The 24,038-nt window shown below is 60.4% G+C and carries 18 protein-coding genes; 11 read left to right on the forward strand and 7 right to left on the reverse strand.

What is annotated here, in order from left to right; all coding sequences use genetic code 11:
- Window positions 1-163 precede the first annotated feature (163 nt).
- The 4 genes from G1C94_RS05340 to yicI all read left to right on the forward strand — a co-directional run bounded on the left by G1C94_RS05340 (window position 164) and on the right by yicI (window position 6,044).
- The gene (locus G1C94_RS05340; protein ID WP_172145726.1) at window positions 164-1,477 is read left to right on the forward strand and encodes an ABC transporter substrate-binding protein; all 1,314 of its coding nucleotides are present in this window, start codon (window positions 164-166) and stop codon (window positions 1,475-1,477) included.
- A 194-nt stretch (window positions 1,478-1,671) separates the two neighbouring features.
- Window positions 1,672-2,637, forward strand: coding sequence for a carbohydrate ABC transporter permease (locus tag G1C94_RS05345; RefSeq protein WP_172145729.1), 966 nt, complete (start codon window positions 1,672-1,674; stop codon window positions 2,635-2,637).
- A 4-nt stretch (window positions 2,638-2,641) separates the two neighbouring features.
- A complete protein-coding gene (locus G1C94_RS05350; protein WP_172145732.1) occupies window positions 2,642-3,502 on the forward strand; it encodes a carbohydrate ABC transporter permease in 861 nt (286 codons plus the stop codon).
- Between the two features lie 109 nt (window positions 3,503-3,611).
- Window positions 3,612-6,044: an alpha-xylosidase gene (yicI, locus tag G1C94_RS05355; protein ID WP_172145735.1), complete on the forward strand. Its 2,433-nt coding sequence runs from the start codon at window positions 3,612-3,614 to the stop codon at window positions 6,042-6,044.
- Window positions 6,045-6,168: 124 nt separating this feature from the next.
- Here the strand turns inward: yicI and G1C94_RS05360 are convergent, their stop codons facing one another.
- Together G1C94_RS05360 and G1C94_RS05365 are read right to left on the reverse strand one after the other, a co-directional pair.
- Window positions 6,169-7,410, reverse strand: a complete 1,242-nt coding sequence (locus tag G1C94_RS05360; RefSeq protein ID WP_172145738.1) for an AGE family epimerase/isomerase — start codon at window positions 7,408-7,410, stop codon at window positions 6,169-6,171.
- Between the two features lie 111 nt (window positions 7,411-7,521).
- On the reverse strand, window positions 7,522-9,726 hold the full coding sequence (locus tag G1C94_RS05365) for an alpha-galactosidase (protein ID WP_253902327.1): 2,205 nt from the start codon (window positions 9,724-9,726) through the stop codon (window positions 7,522-7,524).
- A 211-nt stretch (window positions 9,727-9,937) separates the two neighbouring features.
- On the opposite strand from G1C94_RS05365, the gene G1C94_RS05370 reads away from it, so the two are divergent.
- Both G1C94_RS05370 and G1C94_RS05375 read left to right on the forward strand, forming a co-directional pair.
- Window positions 9,938-10,660, forward strand: coding sequence for a hypothetical protein (locus tag G1C94_RS05370; RefSeq protein WP_172145741.1), 723 nt, complete (start codon window positions 9,938-9,940; stop codon window positions 10,658-10,660).
- Between the two features lie 89 nt (window positions 10,661-10,749).
- Window positions 10,750-11,370, forward strand: coding sequence for a YesL family protein (locus G1C94_RS05375; RefSeq protein ID WP_172145744.1), 621 nt, complete (start codon window positions 10,750-10,752; stop codon window positions 11,368-11,370).
- A gap of 33 nt (window positions 11,371-11,403) precedes the next feature.
- Here G1C94_RS05375 and G1C94_RS05380 read toward each other — a convergent pair whose 3' ends face one another.
- Entirely contained in the window at window positions 11,404-12,573 is a 1,170-nt protein-coding gene (locus G1C94_RS05380) for an ATP-binding cassette domain-containing protein (protein ID WP_172145765.1), read from the reverse strand.
- Window positions 12,570-13,904, reverse strand: coding sequence for an FtsX-like permease family protein (locus G1C94_RS05385; protein ID WP_172145768.1), 1,335 nt, complete (start codon window positions 13,902-13,904; stop codon window positions 12,570-12,572). Before G1C94_RS05385 ends, G1C94_RS05380 begins: the two co-directional genes overlap by 4 nt.
- Window positions 13,905-14,240: 336 nt before the next feature.
- Between G1C94_RS05385 and G1C94_RS05390 the strand changes: the two genes are divergently transcribed.
- The 5 genes from G1C94_RS05390 to G1C94_RS05410 all read left to right on the forward strand — a co-directional run bounded on the left by G1C94_RS05390 (window position 14,241) and on the right by G1C94_RS05410 (window position 20,349).
- On the forward strand, window positions 14,241-15,830 hold the full coding sequence (locus G1C94_RS05390; protein WP_172145771.1) for an MFS transporter: 1,590 nt from the start codon (window positions 14,241-14,243) through the stop codon (window positions 15,828-15,830).
- A 228-nt stretch (window positions 15,831-16,058) separates the two neighbouring features.
- Window positions 16,059-17,111 (forward strand): ketol-acid reductoisomerase, encoded by a 1,053-nt coding sequence (ilvC, locus tag G1C94_RS05395; protein WP_172145787.1) that lies wholly within the window; start codon window positions 16,059-16,061, stop codon window positions 17,109-17,111.
- Window positions 17,112-17,408: 297 nt separating this feature from the next.
- A complete protein-coding gene (locus tag G1C94_RS05400) occupies window positions 17,409-17,702 on the forward strand; it encodes a helix-turn-helix domain-containing protein (RefSeq protein ID WP_172145789.1) in 294 nt (97 codons plus the stop codon).
- Window positions 17,703-17,706: 4 nt separating this feature from the next.
- A complete protein-coding gene (locus G1C94_RS05405; RefSeq protein WP_172145791.1) occupies window positions 17,707-18,939 on the forward strand; it encodes a type II toxin-antitoxin system HipA family toxin in 1,233 nt (410 codons plus the stop codon).
- 243 nt (window positions 18,940-19,182) lie between these two features.
- On the forward strand, window positions 19,183-20,349 hold the full coding sequence (locus tag G1C94_RS05410; RefSeq protein ID WP_172145793.1) for an ATP-binding protein: 1,167 nt from the start codon (window positions 19,183-19,185) through the stop codon (window positions 20,347-20,349).
- A gap of 74 nt (window positions 20,350-20,423) precedes the next feature.
- On the opposite strand, the gene G1C94_RS05415 is transcribed toward G1C94_RS05410, so the two are convergent.
- The 3 genes from G1C94_RS05415 to G1C94_RS07690 form a co-directional block, all read right to left on the reverse strand.
- A complete protein-coding gene (locus tag G1C94_RS05415; RefSeq protein ID WP_253902328.1) occupies window positions 20,424-22,334 on the reverse strand; it encodes a sialate O-acetylesterase in 1,911 nt (636 codons plus the stop codon).
- Between the two features lie 27 nt (window positions 22,335-22,361).
- On the reverse strand, window positions 22,362-23,528 hold the full coding sequence (locus tag G1C94_RS05420; RefSeq protein WP_172145795.1) for an SGNH/GDSL hydrolase family protein: 1,167 nt from the start codon (window positions 23,526-23,528) through the stop codon (window positions 22,362-22,364).
- A 239-nt stretch (window positions 23,529-23,767) separates the two neighbouring features.
- Window positions 23,768-24,038, reverse strand: a 271-nt coding sequence (locus G1C94_RS07690; RefSeq protein WP_216656890.1) for a hypothetical protein, incomplete at its 5' end; no start/stop codon positions are given.

The following is a 24,038-nucleotide window of genomic DNA, read 5'->3' on the forward strand; positions in this document are numbered from 1 at the left end:
CGAGGCTTTGTGAACCCTAACAAAAGTAGATCACTGAAGCAATTTGTCGAAATCTATCGAAATAAGTTGAAATAATAGTCGAAATTCTTTAGCTTAATTTAGTGAGCATGAGTTTAGACGTATGTTGAAACTCACCTCAGTAAAGGTGCTGAAAGGAGAAACGATGAAGTTTACCCGTAAGTTCGTTGCCGCCGGTTTGGCAGCGGCAACCATGTTTGGAACGCTTGGGCTGGCAGGCTGCGGAAGCGGCGACACAGCGCAGGAGGAGAATCCGACAACCATCAAGATTTGGCATTACGAAGAGGACAATGGCGCCCAAGGCAAGGCCTGGGCCAAGGCCATGGAACTCTTCGAAGAGAAAACCGGCGTGAAGGTCGAATTCGAAAAGAAGTCCTTCGAGCAGATTCGTCAGAACGCGGCGCAGATCCTCAACTCCGATGAGGCGCCGGATGTCATGGAATACAACAAGGGCAACGCGACGGCAGGCCTGCTGGCCAGCCAGGGACTGCTCTCCAACCTCAACGATTACGTCAGCAAGTACAACTGGGATGAGAAGGTCAGCGGCACGCTGGCCGACACCGGCAAGTACGACGAAAAGGGCGTCATGGGATCCGGCGACTGGTATGGCATCACGAACTACGGTGAAGACATCGTGATGTACTACAACAAGGACATGTTCGACAAATACGGCATCGAAATCCCGACAACCCTCGACGGGCTCAAGGACGCCATGCAGAAGTTCGTGGACAATGGCGTGACCCCGCTTTCCGAAGGCGTTGCGGAATACCCGCTGCAGCACCTGTGGTGGCAGCTGGTTCTGTCCAAGGCGTCCGACAGCTTCGTCAAGGCCTATGAGATGTACGACGGCGACGTCGATTGGCAGGGCGAGGCGACCACCTACGCCACCCAGACCATCAAGGACTGGGTCGATAAAGGTTACATTTCCAAGGACTGCACCGGCACCAAGGCCGAGGACGCCGGCCAGGGCTTCATGAACGGCACCTATCCGATGTTCTTCTCCGGCACCTGGTGGTTCGGACGCTTCCAGAGCGACATGACGAATGCCAACTGGACCTTCGCCACCTTCCCGGACACCGATAAGGTCGTCGGCTCCTCTGGCAACATTTGGGTGATTCCCGAGAACTCCAAGAAGAAGGACTTGGCCGCGCAGTTCATCGACATCACCCTGAGCGATGAGGTGCAGAACCTCATGGGCAACTCCGGCGGTCTGCCGATCGCCGCCGATCCGGACAAGATCACCGACGAAAAGACCAAGGAACTCATCACCTCGTTCAACGGCGTGCTCAAGAAGAACGCCCTCGGTTTCTACCCGGATTGGCCGACATCCACGTTCTATGACGAGCTGAATTCCTCGCTGCAGGAGCTCGTCAACGGCACCACCGATGTCAAGGGTGTGCTCAATCAGATGAAGAGCAACTACGACAAGGGCGTTGAAGCCGCTGGCGTCAAGTCCTGACCCGCGACCGATTCCCGATAGCCGATGACAACCATGTGCCGCCGTTGAGAAAGCGGCGGCACATTCTTCTTCTTTATCCTTTTCCGGGCGGTGAACGGACAGCGAACACCCGCTCCGCCCCAGCCGCACTACCCTGTCGGACGCAGTTGTCCGAAGCGTAATCGCGGTGCGAATCATGGGAAGTGATTACCGTTATGAACGCAAAGAACAAGCAATCGCACGGCCAACAGCCGACCGCGCGAGAAAAGGGCATGTCCCGCATTCCGGGCAACCCGTCCAGCCGTTTCTGGCTCTATCTGATTCCGGGCTTCCTGATGCTCCTGTGGATCATCATCGTGCCGGCCGTTTGGAACATCTACCTCAGCTTCACCAACTACCGAGGCATCAAACCGCCGAAATTCGCGGGCCTGACCAATTGGGCGAGACTGATGAAGGACACCACGTTCTGGGTGTCGTTCCGCAACTCGATTTGGATGATCATCGCCATGGTGGTGATTCCGATTCTGCTCGGCCTGATTCTCTCCTCCCTGGTATTCGACGTGGTGCAGAAAAAGTTCGGGCCGAAAGCCGCCTCCACCATGCGTGCCATCTACTACTTCCCGCAGCTGCTGCCGATCGCGGTCGCTTCCCTGGTCATGGGCTGGATCTTCCGCCCGGAAAACGGCGCGCTGAATGCACTGCTCAAGGCCATTGGGCTGGGATCGTTGCAGCATGACTGGCTCGGTAAACCGGACACCGCGCTGATCTTCCTGATGCTCATCATGATCTGGATTCAGGTCGGCTACCCGCTGGTCATCTTCATGTCCGGCCTGCAGCGCGTCGATCCGGAGCTCTATGAGGCCGCAAGCCTCGACGGCGCCAACTGGTGGCAGCGCTTCCTCGCCATCACCCTGCCGGCCATCAAGCCGGAGATTTTCGTGGTGGCCCTGACCTGCACCATCGCCGCGCTGAAAGTGTTCGGCCCGGTCTACATGCTGACCAAGGGCGGCCCCGGCACCAGCACCATCGTGCCGTCGTACTACTCCTACGTGCAGTTCTTCCAATCCCAGCAGGTTGGCTATGGCGCGGCGATCGCAACGGCGCTGACCGTCGTCATCATCATTGTGGCCGTTGTTTTCACGAACCTTCAGGAGAAGGTCGCGAAGGAAGATGAGGAGTGAGAACATGACTTCTACAACCAAGATTCCCGTGCACGCCAAGAAGAACCGCACCGCCGGAGACTGGGTGATTCTCGCCCTGCTTATCGTGGGCGGTCTGGTCATGCTCTTCCCGTTCATCGTGCTGTTGCTTAACGCGTTCAAGACCACAGCCGATTACAATTCGTCGGGCCCGCTGTCTTGGCCGCAGTCCTTCAGCGCCGACGGCCTGGTGAAGTTCTGGAACCGTGTCAACTATCCCGAAAAGCTGTGGAACAGCATCTGGACTTCCGGCCTGGTGGCGGTGCTCGCAGTGGTGCTTTCGATGTTCAACGCCTTCGCGCTCGGCATCGGCCGCGTCAAGGGGCGTCGCTGGATCGTGCTGCTCATCATGTTGGCCAACATGCTCCCGCAGGAGGCCATGCTGTACCCGCTGTACATCATGTTCAAGAAGATCGGTCTGTACAATTCGCCGTGGGCAATCGTGATTATCTTCACGGTCATCCAAAGCGCATTCGGCACCTACCTGCTGTCGTCGGTCTACGGCACATTCCCGAAATCCATATTGGAGGCCGCAACCATCGACGGCGCAAGCCGCTGGACCATCTTCCGCAAGATCGTATTCCCGATTTCCAAGCCGACGCTGAGCGTCATGCTCGTCTTCTTCTTCATCTGGACGTGGAACGAATACATGATCCCGATGGCGTTCCTGGTCGACAACTCGACGCAGACCATCCCGATCGCGGTCAGCTCGCTGACAGGCGACCGCTTGATGGATGTGACGACAACCGCCGCCGCATCGCTCATCAGCATCGTGCCGACGCTCATCTTCTATCTGATCTTCCAGCGCACGCTGTCCCGCGGCATCACCGCCGGTGCGGTCAAGTAGCGGTGAGCCCAACACCATAATCCCAACCACCTATATCCCGGCTTCGGAGAATTCCCATCTTTTGCTTGCTTTCGAAGCCGGGAATCCTATCTGATTAGGAGCAATAACAATGAAGTTCACCAACGGTTACTGGATGACTCGCGACGGAGTCGATGCGCTGTATGCGCGCGAGGCGTACGAGCTTGGCGTCAGCGAAGACGGGGAAAGCCTCAACGTGCTCGCACCGACCAGTGTGGTCCGCGGGCGTTACGACACCCTGAACCTGCCGACGTTCAACATCGACGTCACCTCTCCGGCGGAAGGCGTGATCCGCGTGACCGCCGGCCATTGGCAGGGCGCCACCGAGCATCCGGGCTTTCCTCTCAACGCCGATCAGGCGGGCGGGCGTGATTATGTGCGCACTTCCGCCGACGGCAATGGCGACGGCGAGGTCGGGAGCAACGGAGCCAGCGTCTCGCTGACCTCCGGTGAGCTGACGGCGAAAGTGGTCAAAGGCTCGCCTTGGAATCTGACGTTCACCGGCAAGGACGGCAAGGTGCTCACCGAATCGTCCGGCAAGTCGCTCGGTCGTTTCACGCTGAACAGGCTGTCGAATGTCACCGCGCAGCCGGTTGGCGAATTCGGCGTGACGATGGACGGCTCCGCGTATGACGAATCCGACGTATTCACCGGCATCCAGCTGCATCTTGGCGTGGGCGAGAACGTATATGGTTTCGGCGAACGTTTCGGCGCGTACGTGAAGAACGGCCAGACCATCGACATCTGGAACGAGGACGGCGGCACCGCCTCCGAGCAGGGCTATAAGGACATTCCGTTCTATATGACATCCAACGGCTACGGCGTGCTGGTGAACAATCGCGGGCATGTTTCCTTCGAGGTGGGCTCCGAAAACACCGAGGCCGTGCAGTTCTCGGTGCCGGGGGAGACCATCGACTTCTGCGTGATCTACGGGCCGACCCCCAAGCAGATTCTCGACCGGTATACGGCGCTGGTGGGTCGTCCCGCCAACGTTCCGGCATGGAGCTACGGCCTGTGGCTGACCACCTCGTTCACCACCAAGTATGACGAGCAGACCATCAACTCCTTCATCGACGGCATGGCCGAGCGTGACATTCCGCTGAGCGCCTTCCACTACGACTGCTATTGGATGCGCGAGTTCCACTGGACGGACTTCGAGTGGGACAAGCGCTTCTTCGGCGACATCGAATCCACACTCAAGCGTCTGCACGAAGACAAGGGGCTGCATATCTGCGCATGGATCAATCCGTACATCGGCCAGCGCGGCACCATGTTCAAGGAAGGCAAGGAGAACGGCTATCTGGTTCGGAAAGCCAGTGGCGAAATCTGGCAGACCGACTTCTGGCAGGCTGGCATGGGATTGGTGGACTTCACCAATCCGCAAGCCCGCGAATGGTTCAAAGACAAAGTCAAGGCGCTGCTGAACCAGGGCGTGGACGCCATCAAAACCGACTTTGGTGAGCGCATTCCGCGCGATGTGGTCTGGTACGACGGCTCCCCGAAGCTGTCGATGCACAACTGGTACACCCAGCTGTACAATCAGGCGGTGTTCGAGGCCATCGAGGAGACATACGGCAAGGGCAAGGCCTGCCTGTTCGCCCGCTCCGCGACGGTCGGCGGCCAGCAGCAGCCGGTGCACTGGGGCGGCGATTGTGAATCCACCTTCAACGGCATGGCCCAGACGCTGCGTGCCGGGCTGTCGATTACCAGCTCCGGTTTCGGCTTCTGGAGCCACGACATCGGCGGCTTCGAGGGCGCGTATCCCGATCCGGCCGTCTACAAGCGCTGGGTCGCTTTTGGTCTGCTTGGCTCGCATTCGCGCATGCATGGCTCCACCGTGTACCGCGTGCCGTGGCTGTTCGACGAGGAGGACGCCAAGAACGGCGTGGTCAACGCCCCCGGGCAGAGTGCGGTTGATGTGGCCCGTACTTTCACCAAGCTCAAGCTGTCGCTCATGCCTTACCTGTATCAGGTCGGCTTGCAGCCGCACCTGAACGGCACGCCGGTCATGCGATCGATGTTCGTGGAGTTCCCCGACGATCCGACTTGCCGCACGCTCGACAGGCAGTACATGTTCGGTCCCTCGCTCTTGGTGGCTCCGGTGTTCACCTATTCCGGCGATGTCGAATACTATTTGCCCGCCGGCACATGGACGAACTGGTTCACCGGCGAAACGGTGCGCAGCGAGCACGGCTTGTGGCGTTCCGAGCGCCACGGCTTCGACACCATCCCGCTGTGGGTGCGTGACGGCAGTGTGCTGGTCACCAAGCCCGGCGCCGAAACGCCGGACTACGAATACGGCAAGGACGCGCTCGTCTCCGTATTCCTCGACCAGCAGGATTGCGCCGAAGCGACAGTCAGTGAAATCGATGGCTCCACTGTGACGTTCAGCGCCCGGGCGACCGCCGAGGGCATTGAAGTCACCAGCAGCGACGGACGGGACTTCACCGCGCGTCTTGGATTGTGCGATCAGGTCGTGAATGCGACAGGCGGCAAGGCGTTGTTGCCGGCTCGCATAGACTGAGCGCACGTTGTGAGCCGAATATGAAATGTGGCGCCGAGCGGTTCTCGGCGCCACATTTCATATATTCGTCAAGGAACCCGTGATACTGAGCGGATTAGCGCCATATCACGGTTGGCTCGATTACTTAGCCTTGCTGTTTGGCGGCTACGGCGATGGATAGGCTCGCCTCGCGCAGTGGGATCATCATGGCTTGGGTGGCGTGATAAAGGTCGGACTTGCCCGGCCACACGGTGCCGATTGGCTGGTTGGTGCGGTCGAGTTGGTGGAACCACGATCCGTTGACGTGATCCATCACCGTGCTGTCCGCGTAGTCGAGGAAAGTGGCATACCACTTGGCGTATTCGGCCTTGCCAGTCACCTTCGCCAGCGTGGCGGCGGTGTTGATGCCTTCGGCGAGCGTCCAGTGCATGCGGTCATGCACGACGGGCTTGCCGTCCCAATCGGTGGTGTAGACCAGGCCGGGTGCGCCATCCGCGTTCCAGGCGTCTTCCACGGCGCGGTTGAACAGCTGCTCGGCGGCTTCGATATACGGCGCGGCTGCCGCCTTGTCGTCACGGTGGGTGCTCAGCGTCCACTGGGTGATCAGACGTGCCCATTCGATGCCGTGACCCGGGGTGGCACCGTAGGGCTTGAACTGGTCGTCCGGCTTCTCGCGGTTGCATTCGAGGTCAAGCGACCAATCGGAGTGGAAGTGCTCGGGAATGCGCCAGTTGTTACCGCGCGCCCAGCCGATCACATGGTCGATGATGCGTCCGGCGCGTTCGCGCCAAACCTCTTCGCCCGTCACATCGGCCACGGCAAGGAACGCCTCGACCGAGTGCATATTAGCGTTCAGGCCGCGATATGGGTCAAGCTCGGTGAACTCGGTGTTCCAGGTGTCCACGGACAGGCCGGTTTCGTCGTCCCAGAACTTGTCGAGGAATACTTCCTGCGCATGCTTCAGCAGTTCGGCGGCACCCGGACGCCCAAGCAGCGTGGCCGAGGAGGAGGCGAGCAGCACGAAGGCGTGCGCGTAGCACTGCTTGGTTGGCGCGAAGTCGCCTGACGGGGTGATTTCGGGATACCAGCCGTCATTCGCGTCGTCATGCAGCGCGCCGGTCAAGCCCTTCAGCCCCGCGTCCACAAGCTCCTGAGCGCCCGGGAAACCGACGAATGCACCGAGGCTGTAGACGTGGGTCATACGGCAGGTGATCCAGGTGGCGCGGTTGCGATCCTTCCACGGGGTGCCGTCGTCGCCCAGCCAGTAGGAGCTGCCGTCCGGGGAGGGGAAGTGCGTGCCGAAGTTCAGCAGATTGTCTCGCGCGGCATCGAGGAACGCCTTGTTTTCGGCGCTTCCCAACTGGTATTTCGGATTATCGATGCTCATATTCCAACAGTCCTTTCTTAAATAACCGGGTTTGCACGATAGTTACGTTTCGTGAAATCGAGAACGACGGGGAGGGTTCATGCCCACCTTATCATCCTGAGTGTGTGGTCGTCAGACGGCCTCGAACTCAAGCACCACGGCCTGCATGGGCCACAGCGGCGGCAACTGCAAACCGACGTTCTCCAGCAGCAATCCGCTCACCTCGAACCCGCCGTCGCGCGCGGCGCCAATCCACTGCGGCGTCTCCCAGCCCCAGCGCACCTCGCCCACCTCGTCGCGCAGACGAACGCGATACGTGCGCGAGGCATCGAGGCCGCGCACGCGCAGACGCTCGGGGAGTTTGTCACGCAGATTGGTGACGGTGGCCACCACCCACACGGCATGCGCGCCGTCGTGAGAAGCCACGCCACGCGCGCGCCACGCCGGGTCGATGAAATCGGCATGCAGCACACGGCCGGTGTGCAGCAATCCGCGCAGCTCCTTATACAGCGCAACGAATGCCTTCAGCGAATGCAGCTCCTCGTCGCAGCATTCCAGAATATTCCACTCGAAACCGGAGCAGCCCTCCAGCGAGATCGCGGCGCGATAGCTCACATCGGTGGCGCGCCAAGTGGAGTGGGCGGGCGAGGGCCCCACATGCGCGCCGATCATTTCGGGCGGCACCACCAGTTCGGTGTATCGCTGGATGTCCACGCGGTCGCGCGGGTCGTTGGAATCGGAGGCCCAGATGCGGTCGGCGTGCTGCAAGATGCCCGCATCGGTGCGCGCGCCGCCCGAGGAGCAGCTTTCGATTTCGAGGGAGGGGAATTCGGCCTTGAGTTCGTCGAAGAGGCGATAGCACGCCAATGTCTGCTCGTGCAGGCCATAACGGCCGTCATGCACCGGTTCGGTGACGTCACGGTTGTGATCCCACTTGATGTAATCGATGCCCAACTGGCCCACCAGCGCGGCCATCTGGTCGTGCACATGCGCGTAGGCGTTCGGGTTGGCCAGATCAAGCACGTATTGTGTGCGGTAGGAGACATCCTCGCGATAGGGCACGGCTTCGGGGGCGGCGAGAATCCAATCGGGGTGCTCGCGTGCGCAATCGGAGTCGAGATTGACCATCTCCGGCTCGAACCACAAGCCGAACTCCATGCCGAGATCGTGCACATGCTTGGCCAGGGAGTCGAGGCCGTTGGGCCACACTTCGCCGTCAACCACCCAATCGCCCAGGCCCTTGGTGTCGTCGCGGCGCAGATGGAACCAGCCGTCGTCCAGCACGAAACGCTCCACGCCGACTTCGGCGGCGCGGTCGGCCAGCTTCTTGAGCGTGGCTTCGTTGTGGTCGAAATACACGGCCTCCCAAGTGTTCAGCGTGAACGGGCGTGGCTTGGCTGCGGGGTTCACATGCGCAGGCAAGGAGCGCAGCCAATCGTGGAAACGCGCGGCCATGCCGTCCAGACCGGCGGGGGAGTAAGAGAAGCAGACTTGCGGCGTGATATAGCTGCTGCCGGCGTTGAGCTGGATTTCGCCCGGCCCGAGCAGTTCGCCCGCGCCGATCAGCGGCTCATGGGAGGGCAGGTTGTCGAGACGATAGGTCTGGTTGCCGCTCCATGCGAGGTGGCAGGCCCATATTTCGCCTTCGCCCCACTGCGGCTCGCCCTTGGAGGCGATGAACATCCACGGGCTTTCGTGGCCGGTTTTGCCGTGGCGGCATTCGCGGGTGACGGAGCCGACAGGCAGCGCGGCGCTGTGCGGCTGCTTTTCCAGCGGCCAGCGGCCGGTGAATTGCGTGAGTGTGTCGACCAGCTTGGGCATGGGCAGCGTGGATTCGAGCCAGTTGACCGTCAGCGGATCGCCGTTCGCGCGTGTATTGGTGACTTTGTGGACGGTGGTGATCAGACCGCCCGGCTGCAGTGCGAGCGTCAGTTCGAGGGCGACGTCGTTCACATCGTCTTGGGCGTTGATGGTAACGGAAGTCGTCTCACCGCCCTCATCTGAAGCGGCCACATCAACCTTCGTCCAACGCACGAACACCGGCGCGCCCCCACGATGCGCCTCGAGCCCCGGCCGCCCGGCGAACGCTTCGGCTCCCTGCGGCAGCAGAGAGGGGCGCAACGCCGCGTCGGGCTTCTCCTTGGGCGTGGCGACCTTCAACGTCATGGCGTCGAGCTGGCCGAGCGTGTTTTCGTCGCCGGCCGCCCCGAAATCACGCCCCCAATACTCCACTTCGGGCATACCGTCGGCTGGTGTTTTGAGCACCACGCACACGCCGTCGCGGCGCAGCGTCAGATGTGTTCCCTGATCGAACATCGTCGTCTCCTTCACGGTCATCCCTTATGGTCATTATTATGGTCACAAGGTGTTCTGCATCACTGCAAGTATTGTTGACTTTTTATTGACAGCAGTATATATTAAGCGGTTAAGTGGAACAAGTGGCGGTCGTGTCGGCTCCGCGCGTGTCGGCTTCGGGCGCGACACATCAATCCTGGGCAAGCGCCGGCGCGCCGGCACGCCAGCGTGGGCGAAACGAACGAGGTGGCACATGGCCGCAATGAAGCTGACCGACGAACAGCGCAAAGCCGTCGAAACGCTCTCCAACGCCCCCGAACACGCGCATGAATCCAAGCTCGCTGTTTTCCGCCAACTGCCACTGAAAGCCAAACCGGCATATTTCCGCGAGCATTTCCTCGTGCCGCTCGTCGCAGCGCTCGCGATCATCGCGCTCGTCGCCTTTCTCGTGGTGCGTTTCGTCACGCCGGACAACAGGCCGAAACTCTATGCGGCGGTGCTCGACGGCGCCATCGACACCTCCGAGGCGCAAACCATGCAGCAGCACTTCGCCGACAAACTCGGGCAGGACGTCACCATCGACAGCTATTTCGACACCAGTAAAGATGGCCTGTCCAAGTTGCAAACCATGCTCTCCGCCAAACAGATCGACGTGATCATCGCCCCGCGTGCCATGTTCCAGCAGTTGGCGGGATACGGCTATCTGACTGATCTGAAATCTTCGCTGAGCGAAACCCAGCAGTCCGAACTTGCCAGCTCGATGGTCTCATTCAACGGGTTCAGCGATGCGGAAAGTGACGACCCGGGCGCTTCGGGCGACGGCAAGGGCGCATCCAAACCATACGGTCTGAAACTGAACGAAGCGAAGGGTTGGAGCGCCTTTGCCTCGGATGATTCCGACGCACTGATCGGCATCGCGGCCGACACGCAGCAGACCGACACGGCCCGCGAGTTCATCAACTGGCTGTACCAGTAGGGACGATTGGCGGATAATTGGCAAGCAATCGGCAAAAGACGCATACCGCAGATAACTTCACATAACTTCACATATTGTAAGGAGCACCCATGGCCTCACGATTTTTCCGCGCAGATAATCCCTACAACGAGGTGATGAGCGTCGTCGGCGACCTCGCCATGCTGTCCGTGGCGTGGTTCGTCTGCTCGATTCCGCTGGTCACCATCGGGGCGTCAAGCGCGGCGGCCTGTGAGGTGGCGCGAACAATGCAGGAGGGGCGAGACAACGGCATTTTTCGCGGGTTTTGGGCCGCATTCAAGCGGCGGGTCGGCACCGTGCTGCTGCTGACGCTGATTCTTGCGTGCGTGTGGGGCTTGGCCGTTTTCGACCTGTGGTATCTGTCTCGACAGTCGGGCGACGCGGTGTCGGTGGTCTACGGCATCACCGTGGCCGTGATCGTGCTGGTTGGCATGGTGCTGGCGTTCGTGCTGCCGCTGAGCGGGCGCAGCGAGCTCGGCGTCGTCGCGCAGATCAGGCAATCGGCGCGACTGGCTGTGATGAAGCCGTTGGTGGCTTTCGTCGTGTTCGCACTCGATGTCGCGCCCATTGCCCTGCTCGCCACCATTCCCGGGGCGATTGTCTGGGCGCCGATGCTGTATATCGTCTTCGGCGCCGGCGGCACCGCCTGGCTGCAGATGCTCCTCATCCGCAAGGCCTTCGCCCTGCAATAGGCGCTCTGCTCGCCTGAGCGGGTTTACTGCACCTTACAGCTCGTAAGTCTGTTCGGCGGCCGAGGCAACCTCGTCGCTGCTGGTGACGATGATCACCGCGCGCTTGGGATTGCGGCCATGCGCGATTGACTCGAGCAGCTTGAGCAGCGTGGCGGCGTCTTCCTCGCCAAGCCCCTTGGTCGGCTCGTCGAGAATCAGCGTCTCCGCCTCGCAAGACAACGCGCGCGCGATGGCCACGCGACGCTGTTCCAGCAACGGCAAATCGCCCACCTTGCTGCCCTTCGTCGCCTCGCCGAAGCCCACGCGGTTCAACAGTTCGCGCGCGATCACCGGCTTGGGCTTGAGGAACGTGCGCCCTGAGCCGTTCATCGCATACAGCACATTGGTTTCGGCGTCGAGGTCGGTGCGCACCGCGTAACGCTGCGTCACCACACCCAGCCGATGTCCGCGCAAATCCCCCACTTCCAGCTCGGTGATATTCGAGCTCTTCGTCATTACCGCGCCCGAAGCCGGCGGTTGGAAGCCGGTGAGCACGGCCATCAGCGTGGCGCGCTGCTCGGCATCTTCTTCGTCGTCAAGCACTTTCACCGCATACAGCGAACCCGCATAGAACGCCATCGACGTGTCGTCCAGCACATGACGGCCGGACTTGTGATCCGTCGTGGTGACGTGGTTGAGCGAGAACGTGGGATACGACTTGAGCAGCACCTGGTCGCTCACCTGAGCGTCCAATCGCGCGTCCGCAACCGAAGCGGCGGGCTTGCCCTCGTTCGGATCGACGGTGGCTTTCCTCTTCAGCGCATCGCCGCCCAAGGCAATGGTTTCGTTGACGCGACGTGCGTTGGCCGCGGTGGCCGAGGCGCTGGTCTCCTCGGGGACCGCGGTGTCGTCGTCAGTATCGTCCGTGCTGTCGGTGTCGTCGCTCTCGTCGCCCATGAGCGGAGCGGAGAAGAAATCGCTGGCTGCGTCGCTGCCGTCATTATCGGCTGCGTCACTGCCGTTGTCGCTGTGCTCGTCCGGCTCCTCATCGTCGAACACGATGTCGAACGACACCGACTGCGGCGTGGCATCATGCTCGGCATCGCCGTTCTCGCCGTTCTCGACACTTTCGGCGTGCGTAGCTTCCTCGGCGCCGTCCGTCAACTCGTCCGTCAAATCCTTCACGTCGTTGTCTTTCAAATCCTTGTCGTCCTTCTCGCTCATGCTTCCTCCTGTGTCGTGAATGCGGTCGGCTTGAACAGGTTATGCACGCGGAACGTCGCCGGGCGCAGCATCGCCACAATCGCAAGCACCGCAATCGCGCCCAACGCGCCCCAAATCGTGTTCCAGACAACACCCGACGTGACGGGCGTGGCGTGGCCTTCAGCCAGCTTCGAACCAATGGCCCCGGCGCTCAAACCGCCTGCCAGCAAACCAATAGCCGCCGGCACAATCGTCAGCATGAACGTCTCCAGCATGAACTGCCAGCCAAGACGCGGCTTGCTCACGCCGGTAATCAAACCCATGCCAATCTCCTCGCCGCGCACCAGCCACGTGCGCCCCATAGTGAGCGCCAGCAACGCCAATCCGCCGACTGCCAGCAACACCCACATCGCCACGCGCACCGTGGAAGCCACACGTCCCAGCGGCGCGATCGACTGTTCATAGGCCTTCAGCGACGGCGAAGAAATCTCGTAGCCGTCAGGCAGCCCGGCTTTCTTCGCAAGCGTGACGAACTGCTCGTAATCGGAGGGGCTGGATAGCTGGAACACCACGTCCAGTTGCGGCGCCGACCACGTGCCCTTTGCGCTTTCCTGCTTGTCGAGTTCGTAGGTGTATGTGGTGGCATACGCCGTGTAGATCACATTGTCGCGGTTTTCCTTGGCGAGCTTGGCAGTCTGCTGGCTGGCCCCGTCCGTGTATTCGTAGATGCCCTGCACGGTGTACTCGTAGGTTTTCGAGGCGTCAGTCGGGTCGCCCACGCTGAACTTGGAACCGACCTTCAGATTGTTCTTGTCGGCCAGCGTCTTGGAAATCAGCGCGCCGGTGAACGAGGTGTCGGAGTATTCGAGGTCTTTGCCCGTGACGATCTTGAACGTTCCCAGATCGTTTGACTTGACGGCTTCTTCGTCATAGAAGCTGCGCAACAGCAGCTCGCCGCCGGTTTCGTCCGCGCTCTTGTCCTCCGTGCCGGCAATCGCCGTGATCGAGTCGCTCTGACGCACCGGCAGCGTTTCGATGAGCGTGTATTCGAACGAGATATTCGCGTTCTGCGCCGCGGTTGCCAATGAACTGTAGTCGTTGATTGTCAGATAGTGCGAGGTGGTGCCTTCCGCGTCGTCGCCCTTCAGGCTCGACTGCAGTTCGGCGGTCGGTCGAATGACGGCGGTGGGCTGCTGCGCCTGGTAGTCGGCTCCGTGCGCGTCGTCGTTTTCATGCAGTATCGCCAGCGAGACGATGGCTCCGAACGAAACGACAAGCGCCACCAGCACGGTCAGTATGGAATACGCCCGGTGCCGCGCGATGGCGCGCCAAGCGTTGGTGAGAACGAACATTCGCTGCTTCTCCAGTCCTCTGCTTTTGTTCAAACGGATATTTCCAACACTAAAACACTACGTCGAGTTTCGTGCGCGTTCTCTTGCTTCTTGCTGGTATGCGCCTTGGCGAAAACTGAAAGATTCCTGTTTATGCTCGTCGCATTGTTCTCCGGACAGGCGCTGCCGATAAGAAATAGCGACGTTGGAATCGCGGCGAGACACACCGTGTTCGATACGCCCCTCGCCGTAAGCTTAGGTGCATGAAAACAAGCCGTCCGTAGCGTGCGGTGAGTGATGCACCCGGCGGTTGCGCGAAAACCCACGCGAACTGTGCGCGAGCGAAGAGGAGAGGCCATGCTGGAACCATATATCCGTCCGGGCATCGACGACCGCCCCGACTACGAAAAGGCGCTGAGTCCGGAAGACAAGGCCGCCGTGGCTCGTCTGGCCATCGAGGATCGTCGTTTGCCGCCCGAGGCTTCCAGCGAACAGCCCGGAGCGCAGGCCGCCCGCTTGACCGCCGATGGGGCGGTGCCCGTGGCTGCCGCCGCGGTCGATGCCGCCGTGCCCGACTATTCCTCGTCGTTTCTCGACATGCGCGACCCGATGGTCTCCGCCGACGGTCAGCGCCCCTCGAGTCTCGACGTGACACGGTTGAAGTGGGGATTCGCCGCGGCGGCCACGCTCACCACCGCGCCATGGGTGATGCTCAATCTGGTGGGCATCCCCAATCAGGTGGCGCGGGCTTGCGGCTTGGACACAGCGTTCGCGATTCTTGCCAAGAACGCCGGCTGTGTACTGGTTGTGCCACTGGCGGCCATCATTGCACTTGGCGCAATCGCTTCGATGATGTTCATGCCGTTCGTCGCCGCATGGTCAGACCACACATCCCTCGCCATCGGCCGCCGCACGCCGTGGCTGGTCGCGGGCGGTGTGCTCGCCGCGCTGGTCACGCTGGTTTTGGGCTCGCTGAACAATATCGTGGTGCTGGCTGTGCTTTGGGTGGTGCTGCAATTCGCTTATGCGATGGTCTCCGCGCCGCTCGTCGCAGCCATCGCCGAGCGTGTGCCCGACAAGTTCCGCGACACGGTGGAGCGCTGGCATGCCATGGGTGTGCTGGTCGGTCAGGTGTCCGGCGGTGTGATTGGCGGCATGTCCATCGCGTTTGGCGCGTCCACCCCATTCGCGTGCGCCGCCGTGCTGTTCGCCGTTTCCGGTGTGGCGACGGTGCTGGTGTGGCCGCGTGAACCCTCCAGTGTTGAGCAGCGGCATTCGCGCATCGATTGGAACGAGGAATATGCCGTATTGCGCGGGCCTCGCGGCGACAAGGCGCGTCCGTTCCTGCGCCTGTTCGCATCCCGCCTGTTCATGATGGCGGCTGTCTCGCTCACCGGCGTTTTCCTGTGGTACATCGTGCGTTTCGCCGTATATGGTGACGAGCCCCAGCTCACGTCCGCGCCGCTCACCCTGCCTTCAGGCACGCTGATCATGCTGCTATCCATCGCCTCGTTTGCTGGTGCCGCACTCGCCTCGGCTTGCGCCGGTGCGATCGCAGACAAGTTCCTGAAGGGCCTCGGCTCGCGCAACTTGCGTATTGCGGCGGCCCTGACCTGCGTGTTGTATATTCTCGGCCTGCTGGCAGGCATGGCGATTGTGCTCATCGGCGGCGAAAAAAGCTTGATGATCTTCTCGCTGGTGGCCGGTTTCGCATTGGGATTGTATGACGTGCTGGTGCAACCGCTGGCGGTTGAGGCCCTGCCTGATTCGCACACCGCAGGCCGGGATTTTGGCTTCTATGCGCTCGCCAAGCCGCTCGGTCTGGCATTGGGGGCTGTGCTGGGTGCCGTCGTCGTGATTGCGTTCATTTCGTCGTTGGGTTATATCGCCCTGTTCCCAGCCGCCATCGTCTGCACCGCGATCGCCGCCTTGCTTTTGTGCAAATAGTTCAACCTCGTCAATTTGGCGAGTGAGACGCCGACGGCAGCGTGATTGGCTCACGTTGTGGACGTGCGCGCGGCCCGGGTAGCGGTGCCGGTAGGATGGTTCTCGGTTTCGAGGGACAAAATCCCTCACAAGGACAAACGACAGCGCATCTGCGCAACAAACGTGGATACCCGGGACGGCTCCAAGCCATGCCCGCCTGTGAAATATAAATTAAAGGAGTGCCAACGAATGGCTGCACAAATCTGGTATGAAAACGACGGCGATCTTTCCGTGCTCGAAGGCAAGAAGGTTGCGATCATCGGTTACGGCTCGCAGGGTCACGCGCATGCGCTGAACCTGCGTGATTCCGGCGTCGACGTGGTGGTGGGCTTGCGCCCGACTTCCAAGTCGGTTGAGTTCGCCAAGGAGCAGGGCCTTGAGGTCAAGTCCGTGCCGGAAGCTTCCGCCGAAGCCGACATCATCATGATCCTCGCCCCCGATCAGTACCAGCGCACCATCTGGGCCAACGACATCGAGCCCAACATCAAGCCGGGCGCGGCTGTCGCCTTCGCCCACGGCTTCAACATTCACTACGGCTACATCAAGCCGAGCGAAGATCACCCGGTCTTCATGGTTGCGCCGAAGGGCCCGGGCCACATCGTGCGCCGTGAATACGCGGCCGGCCGTGGCGTGCCGGTGGTTGTCGCCGTCGAGCAGGATCCGCGCGGTGACGGCTGGGACATCACCCTGGCCTACGCCAAGGCTCTGGGCGCTCTGCGCGCCGGCGCCATCAAGACCACCTTCAAGGAAGAGACCGAGACGGATCTGTTCGGTGAGCAGAACGTGCTCATGGGCGGCGTGAACAAGCTCGTCGAGATGGGCTTCGAGGTGCTGACCGACGCCGGCTACCAGCCGGAGATCGCCTACTTCGAGGTGTGCCACGAGCTGAAGATGCTCGTCGACCTGATGAACGAGGGCGGCCTGAACAAGGCTCGTTGGTCTTGCTCCGACACCGCGCAGTATGGCGATTACACCAACACCGTCATCAACGAGGATTGCCGCAAGCGCATGGAATATCACCTGCAGCGCATCCAGGACGGCTCCTTCGCCAAGGAATTCATCGACGATCAGGACGCCGGCGCCCCGCACTTCAAGGAGCTGCAGGAGAAGTACTCCCACGAGCGCATCGAGACCGTCGGCCCGAAGCTGCGCGCCATGTTCTCCTGGAACAAGGATGGCGTGAAGGACGCCGACGAGGCCAACTCCTTCACCGGCAAGATCGCCCGCGCCCAGGTGCAGTGAGCTTGTCGCTGAACTAACGCTGGTCTAAGATAACCAAACCGCCGCTTTCCGCATCCCTGCGGAGGCGGCGGTTTTCGTATGCGCCAAACATCTATGCAATTCGTGGGTTAGCTTTTATGCAAATCATGGGTTAGACCTTATGTAAATCATGGGTTAGGACTTATGTAAATCGTTGGTTAGACTTTATGTAATTCGTGGGTTAGCTCTATTTAAATATATGTATGATAATCTTTATCTGAGATAACTATCACTATGTTGATATTTATTAAAATCAGACGAAATATGTGAGGTGATGGCATGAAATATGTTCCGACCGCGGTGCGTCGCGGGCTGCGCACGTTGGGCTCTTGCGCCCAGACGCAGCGCAAATTGCTGAACCTCACGATTGCCGATGTCGCGCAACGAGCCGGCGTCAGCGTCAACACTGTGCGCAACGTCGAAGCAGGCCAGGCCGTGCGCACCGATTCCCTGTTCGCGGTGCTTAATGTGTTGCAGCTGCTGGATCCTCTCGTGGATGCCGCCGACCCATACAAAACCGCGCTGGGAATGGCGCGTGCCATTGACCAACTTCCCCAACGGGTGAGGAGATGAAACCATGTCCTCTCGTTACGAAATCGAAGTCAGCACCACAATCAAAGGCGCAACCGCAGCCGCCGGCACGCTGTTCGCGCAGAACGACAAACTCACGTTCCGCTACAACCCTGAATATCTCGCCAATCTGAATGCTTACGATCTGGCTCCTTCGCTCCCGCGCACGTCAACCGCCCCGTTCTTCTTCAACGGGCTCGGCCCGTTTTCCGATTCCGCGCCGGATCGCTGGGGGCGTCGACTGCTGAACCGCGCGTTGAAGCGCACTCGTGTTTCCGAGATAGAATATCTGCTTGGCGTAAACGACCTGACGCGCCAAGGGGCGTTGCGCTATGCAATCGATGGTGTCGCTCAGGCTGACGGCAGCGATGTGCCGGTGTTGACTGACTTGCCTGGTCTGCTTGATACGGCGGATGCGGTCGGGCAGGATCGGGATGTGCCCGACGTGGCGTTGCGGCGACTGTATCGCGCCACCGGCTCGCTGGGTGGGGCGCGGCCGAAAGCTTCGGTGTATGACAGTGGCAGATTGTGGATGGCCAAGTTTCCCAAGCCGAACGGGGATGATTGGGATGTCATCGGCTGGGAGGCGGTGACGCTTGATTTGGCGAATCTGGCGGGGTTGTGTGTGCCGAACCATCGGACGGTGAATATTGAGGATGCCGAAGGTCGTCATCGCACGGTGCTGCTCACCGAGCGCTTTGACCGCGAACCGTCGTCTGAAGGGCCGGAGCGCATGTGCCGCATCCCCTATATCTCCGCTATGACAGCCTTGGGTGCCAAGGATGGAGAGGGTGGAGATTGGCTTGATTTGGCCGAATATGCGCAGCGTGTCGGTTGTGATATGCGCGAACTGTGGCACCGGGCCGCATTTGGCGCGGCCATCGGGAATTGCGACGACCATCTGCGCAACCACGGCTTTCTGCGCGAGGGTAACGGGTGGCGCCTGTCGCCGGCGTTTGATCTCAATCCCGAGCCGCTTGACTCCCAGATGGAGGATGCGCATCAGCTAACCATGTTCGGGGAGCCGAACGTTACCGTGGCTTTGATGCTGCAAAACGATGTGCTCAACCTGTTTTCCATGCCTCGTGATGGAGCAGTTCGCTGGTGTGCCACGCTTCATTCGGTGCTTGCGCGCGCAATGCCGATGGCGCGGATGAAGCAGCTTGACAGCCGTTCCATTGAGATTATGGATTCGCGCTTCGAACGCGCGCAGCAGGAGTTGGACACCGCAATCCGTTGAACATCCACGCAATTCGTGGGTTAGCTTTTATGTAATTCATGGGTTAGGACTTATGCAAATCATGGGTTAGGACTTATGTAATTCATGGGTTAGGACTTATGCAAATCATGGGTTAGGACTTATGCAAATCATGGGTTAGAACTTATGTAATTCATGGGTTAGACTTTATGTAAATCGTGGGTTAGACTTTATGTAATTCATGGGTTAGATGTTGGAAAACCGCACAATGTAAGGAGTTTCGCTATGATTCCACGGGCTATGGCAGATAAGCTGCGTGACTTGGCAGAGACGTTCCCCGCGGTGACACTCACTGGCCCGAGGCAAAGCGGCAAATCCACGTTGGTCAAAGAAACATTTCCGCAATATCGCTATGTGTCGCTGGAAGATGCGGATGTTCGGGAAGCGGCGCGGGAGGATCCCCACTCGTTCCTTTCGCGTTACGATTCGCGGGTGATCTTTGACGAGGCGCAACGTGCGCCGGAACTGTTCTCCTATATGCAGGGCGTTATTGACAGCAGCGACGAGCTCGGCCAATACGTTCTCTCAGGATCGCAGAACTTCTTGTTGCTGAAGAGCATCTCGCAATCGCTCGCCGGCAGGGTGGCGGTACTGCATTTGCTGCCGCTGTCTTACGCCGAGTTGGTTGCCGGCGAAAAGACCCCCGCGACCATCGATGATTTTCTGTTCACGGGAGGTTATCCACAGCTTAACGCCACAAAAACCGCGCCTGCCGATTATTTCCGCAGCTATGTCGCCACATATGTCGACCGTGATGTGCGCGAGGAGCTGGGCGTGCGCCGGGTTGCGCAATTCAATGCATTCCTGACCATGTGTGCCACTCGGATTGGCGAAGTGCTCAATATCGAAGGCCTGGCGAATGATTGCGACATCAGCGTGGACACGGCGCGTAGCTGGCTGTCCATTCTGGAGTCGAGCTTTATTGCGTTCCGTCTGCATCCGTTCCATAAGAACTACGGCAAGCGGCTTATTAAAGCCCCCAAACTCTATTTCTATGACACCGGGCTGGCGGCGAATCTGCTTGGCGTCGAGTCCGCTGAGGAGCTGATGCTGAGCCGGTACAGGGGCAGCCTGTACGAGAATGCCGTCGTGGTGGAGATTGCCAAGCAATACGAGGCGATTGGCCGCGAACCGAAGCTGTTCTATTGGCGCGACAGCAACCAAAAAGAGATCGATCTTATCATCGAGAAAGGCGGCGAGCCCCAATACGCCATTGAGGTAAAATCCTCCGCCACCTATCGCTCCAGCGCATTCAAAACCCTTGAGGATATCGCTCCCGCAATGGGACTTGACCCGCAGCGGCGCTTCGTGGTGTATGGCGGCGACGAGTCCTTCGAGACGAAACACGGTCAGGTGCTTGGCTTGGCCGATTTGAACAAGCTCGTCTCATAAGTCTGTTCATAAGTCTGTTTTGCGAATCGCTATTGACGAATCGGTTGCTGCGTTTCGTCACGCTTGACTGTTGACTAGATTGATTGTGAGGGTGGGGCGGGGAGGTTTGCGGCGTTGAACAGGGGAGCGGGGCCCCAGCTGTGCCAGGCGTAGCGTACGGCGGTTGGGTGGTCGACGTCTTCGGCGCTGAGTGTTATCTGGGCGAGGTCGTTTGTGGCGGTTTGGCGGGCGTCGCGCGTGACGATGGTCGCCTGCGCCGGGTGGAATACGCCGTCCGTGCTCGCCAGCTCGAAACCTGACTGAGTGGCTTGGCGAATAAGCGGCGTTTGATTGAGGCGCCGCCGTTCGTCCATGTTGCGCCGGCTGTCCGGGTCGGTGCCGTCGAAATGCAGCCCGTGCGCATGGTTGAAAACCAGCGTAACCCGGCCATGCTCGTCCCGGTTCCAACGCGCAACGGACGGCCCGTCGACGGCGACATCCTTGCGCCCATACACCCGCCGCAACGCGCAATCCGCCAGCCGCTCGCCGGGTGTGCGCTTGTCGGTGGGATGAATGTTGTCGAACTCGCCGCAGTCGATCAGGCTGACGGCGAACACGCGGCTGATTTCACGCGCGGCGCTCCACTGGGCTTCGCGCAACACCGGCCAGCGCATCGGGTCGCCACTCGTCTCGGCGGTGGTCTTGTCAATCCACTGCGGCAGTTGCGCAATCAGAAACGGCAGTGCGGCGTCATGCCACAAGCCGCGCCATTCGCCGATCAGCAGTCCCAGCAGTTCGCGGTACGATTCGCAATACGCCTCGTCCTCCTCTCCTTGGTACCACAGGAAGCCGGCGAGTGCGTAAGGTGCAATCCGCTGCAGCATCGCCCCGAACGCGCCGGCGGGGCGCCACTGCGAAGTCGGGGTGACGGGCGGCGGCCACGGACATGCGCCGTATCGTGCATTAAGCTCATCCCACGTGACATCCGGGCTGGCCTCACGCGCCGCCGCGATGTAGGCATTCCAAGCATCGAACCGCGTTTGCCAAGCGGCGGTTTCGGCGGCGAAGCATTCGGCGGTTTTATCGGCTATCGCTGCCTCGAAACGCTGGAGATACCCTCGTCCGGCGGCGCAAGTTTCCAATGTTTCGCGGCTCATCCAGCAGGTTGCGGACGTTCCGCCGATGTAACAGTCCACAACTCCGACCGGCACGTCGTCGCCCAATTCGCGCCGTAGTTTACGCGCGAAATAATAGGCGACTGCCGACATCGTCCCGCTGGTTTCAGGCGAGCATGAACGCCAGCGCGCGGCATGCTCCGCCGCCTCGTCCACCACACCGGTTTTCGGCACATTGATGAAACGCAACAGCGGATCGGCGGATTCGCTGACGGCTCGCTCCGCATCGTCGCTGTTGCGCAGCTCGACCTCCATGTTGCTTTGGCCGCCCGCCAGCCACACTTCGCCGGCCAGCACATCCTCGAAGATGAGCTCGTCGGCACCGGCATGGATGCGCATGGTGTACGGCCCCGCCTCATGCAGCGCGGGCAGTGTCACCGACCAGGGGAGGGGAGTTTCAGGCTGTGCGTCACTCGTGGTGCCGCTCGTGACCAATCGGTCGGTATTCCGTCCGGTTGGTAATGGGGATGACTGCTGCGGGGTATCGTCCGTGACCAATCGGTCAGTATTCTGTCTGGTTGGTAACGAAGGATTATCGCCCGTGACCAATCGGTCAGTATATTGTCCGTTTGGTAACGAGGGGCGCGTGGTTGCAATGCCTTGTGCGACCGTGGTGCCGTGCGCGTCGAGTATCGCAACCGTCACAGCGCAAGGATCCGCGTTCGCCGCGAGCGTGCCGAACACAGTGATGGGCTTGTCTCGTTGCAGCACCATGTGCGAGTCAAATATGGCCGCCACCGTCAGTGCGCCGCAACGGTTGCGTCCGGCGTCACTCGACGTGCAGAAGACGTTCATTTCGGAACCCGGGGCCGGGCCGGTTGCGATGACCATGCGTTGCTCCTTTATCAATCCCACATATCAATTCCACAAAGCGGGGCCGAAAGATGCGAGGTAAGCGGCCAGTTCGTGGCCCATTTCGCGCTGTTCGGCGATGCGCGGATGGCCGGGAGTTCCGGAGCCGTTGCGCGAATAAAGCAAGTGCGTGACCTTGGGGTCGGAGGCCATGCAGCACACCTCGTCTATCGCGCGATCCCACGCGGAATCATGTTCCATGATTGTGGTGGTCAGCACGATCAGCGCGTTCGGGTACGTCGCGCGCAACGTACGCACGAAATCAACGTAGCGCTCCCGCCAATGCCGGGCTTGTTCGCCGTCGTAACACTGCGCCATGAAGTCGCGCGGGTGCGAATCGTTCTGCCCTAGCGCCACCACCACGACATGCGGCGTGTATCGGCTGAAATCCCACGGCTTGGTCGTGCCCAGCGCGGGGTTGTATTCCACCTTGTCCCACATGCTTTCCATGCCGATGTATCGCGGCGGGTTGAACCAACCGATGCCGTCGATCAGCGGCACGCCGCCCTGGGCGGTAATATGCAGTTGAGCGCCGAGTTCGCGTGCGGCGATGGCCGCGTAGGAATACCAAGCATTGCTGTATGAGCTCAGGTCGGCATCCGGGTCGCATTGGCCGGCGTAACGCACGGCTTCACAGCGCTCGCCGCACGACACGGAATCGCCGAACACTTCGATGCGCCGCTCCTTAGGCGGTTGCGGCTCGGTGTCCGCCGGCTCCAGCAGTTCCGCCCCGTCGTCCAGCAACACTGCCAACATCTTGAGATGGCACATGCCGCCGTCCTGCCGTTTGAAGATGGTAACCTCGTGCTCGATATCCGGCAGGTGCTCGGCGAGGGTGACGATGGTGGATTGGCGCGGCGGTACGTCGACTGCTGTTTTCTCAGTCGATTCCGCTGGTTCGGCGCGCCGCGGATAGCCATTCTCCAGACTGACGGCATCGTGCGCGGCGTCTATGGGCACCGGCACCTTGACCTGCATGCCGTCAATCACAGCCCCGAGATAGATATCGCCGTAATTCCAATGGTTGACAAGCTCGACGCCGAGCGAGGTGCCGGTGAAGCGGAACGACACCTGCGTATAGGGGAACACCCACACCGGGCGCTTCGGGTCGGCATCGTCAATGCGCCCCATCGTGCGCCGCAACGCCGAATGGCCGAACCGGAAAACCTGCATACGTTGCGCTCCTTAAGTCAAGCAGCGGCCATTGCCGCCCACGCCCAACAATAGCCCAAACAGCGCTAGCATCCGCAAACGTCGCATAAAACATCAAGATCTGTCCGAGCGCAGCGAGGTCGTTCCCTGCGTGTTTGAGTCACAGTGTGCGTTGCTGTCGTCTCGGTTTGTCTCAAGTCGCAGTGCTATTGCTGTTGTTTTCGGCTTGTTCTGGGTTACAGTGCCCATTACTACCGTTCTCAGTTTGTTTTGGGTTGCGGTGTGCTCGCTATCGTTCTTGGTTTGTCTTGGGTTGCGGTGCTATTGCTATTGTTCTTGGTTTGTTTTGGGTTGCGGCGCTCGTTTTCGCTGTTCTGTTTTTGATTTTCGTGTTGTTTGGCTATTCCGGTGTCTGCGGCGGATGTTGCCGTGTTCGACACCCCGGACGAACAGCCCAGTGGGCTGTTCGTGTCGATATCAACGGACGGCGTCATTTTGCGGTAGTAGATCGTTCCCGTGTCCTCTGTAGAC

It is taken from the genome of Bifidobacterium panos, from assembly GCF_012932445.1.
GTDB lineage: Bacteria > Actinomycetota > Actinomycetes > Actinomycetales > Bifidobacteriaceae > Bifidobacterium > Bifidobacterium panos.

Bases quoted from the DNA above. Each gene is read 5' to 3' on its own strand.
- G1C94_RS05365 (WP_253902327.1), bottom strand. From the start codon at position 9,726: ATGACCGTGAAGGAGACGACGATGTTCGATCAGGGAACACATCTGACG.
- yicI (WP_172145735.1), top strand. From the start codon at position 3,612: ATGAAGTTCACCAACGGTTACTGGATGACTCGCGACGGAGTCGATGCG.
- G1C94_RS05340 (WP_172145726.1), top strand. From the start codon at position 164: ATGAAGTTTACCCGTAAGTTCGTTGCCGCCGGTTTGGCAGCGGCAACC.
- G1C94_RS05420 (WP_172145795.1), bottom strand. From the start codon at position 23,528: ATGCAGGTTTTCCGGTTCGGCCATTCGGCGTTGCGGCGCACGATGGGG.
- G1C94_RS05380 (WP_172145765.1), bottom strand. From the start codon at position 12,573: ATGAGCGAGAAGGACGACAAGGATTTGAAAGACAACGACGTGAAGGAT.
- G1C94_RS05375 (WP_172145744.1), top strand. From the start codon at position 10,750: ATGGCCTCACGATTTTTCCGCGCAGATAATCCCTACAACGAGGTGATG.
- G1C94_RS05390 (WP_172145771.1), top strand. From the start codon at position 14,241: ATGCTGGAACCATATATCCGTCCGGGCATCGACGACCGCCCCGACTAC.
- G1C94_RS05385 (WP_172145768.1), bottom strand. From the start codon at position 13,904: ATGTTCGTTCTCACCAACGCTTGGCGCGCCATCGCGCGGCACCGGGCG.
- G1C94_RS05410 (WP_172145793.1), top strand. From the start codon at position 19,183: ATGATTCCACGGGCTATGGCAGATAAGCTGCGTGACTTGGCAGAGACG.
- G1C94_RS05360 (WP_172145738.1), bottom strand. From the start codon at position 7,410: ATGAGCATCGATAATCCGAAATACCAGTTGGGAAGCGCCGAAAACAAG.
- G1C94_RS05415 (WP_253902328.1), bottom strand. From the start codon at position 22,334: ATGGTCATCGCAACCGGCCCGGCCCCGGGTTCCGAAATGAACGTCTTC.
- G1C94_RS05345 (WP_172145729.1), top strand. From the start codon at position 1,672: ATGAACGCAAAGAACAAGCAATCGCACGGCCAACAGCCGACCGCGCGA.
- ilvC (WP_172145787.1), top strand. From the start codon at position 16,059: ATGGCTGCACAAATCTGGTATGAAAACGACGGCGATCTTTCCGTGCTC.
- G1C94_RS05350 (WP_172145732.1), top strand. From the start codon at position 2,642: ATGACTTCTACAACCAAGATTCCCGTGCACGCCAAGAAGAACCGCACC.
- G1C94_RS05370 (WP_172145741.1), top strand. From the start codon at position 9,938: ATGGCCGCAATGAAGCTGACCGACGAACAGCGCAAAGCCGTCGAAACG.
- G1C94_RS05400 (WP_172145789.1), top strand. From the start codon at position 17,409: ATGAAATATGTTCCGACCGCGGTGCGTCGCGGGCTGCGCACGTTGGGC.
- G1C94_RS05405 (WP_172145791.1), top strand. From the start codon at position 17,707: ATGTCCTCTCGTTACGAAATCGAAGTCAGCACCACAATCAAAGGCGCA.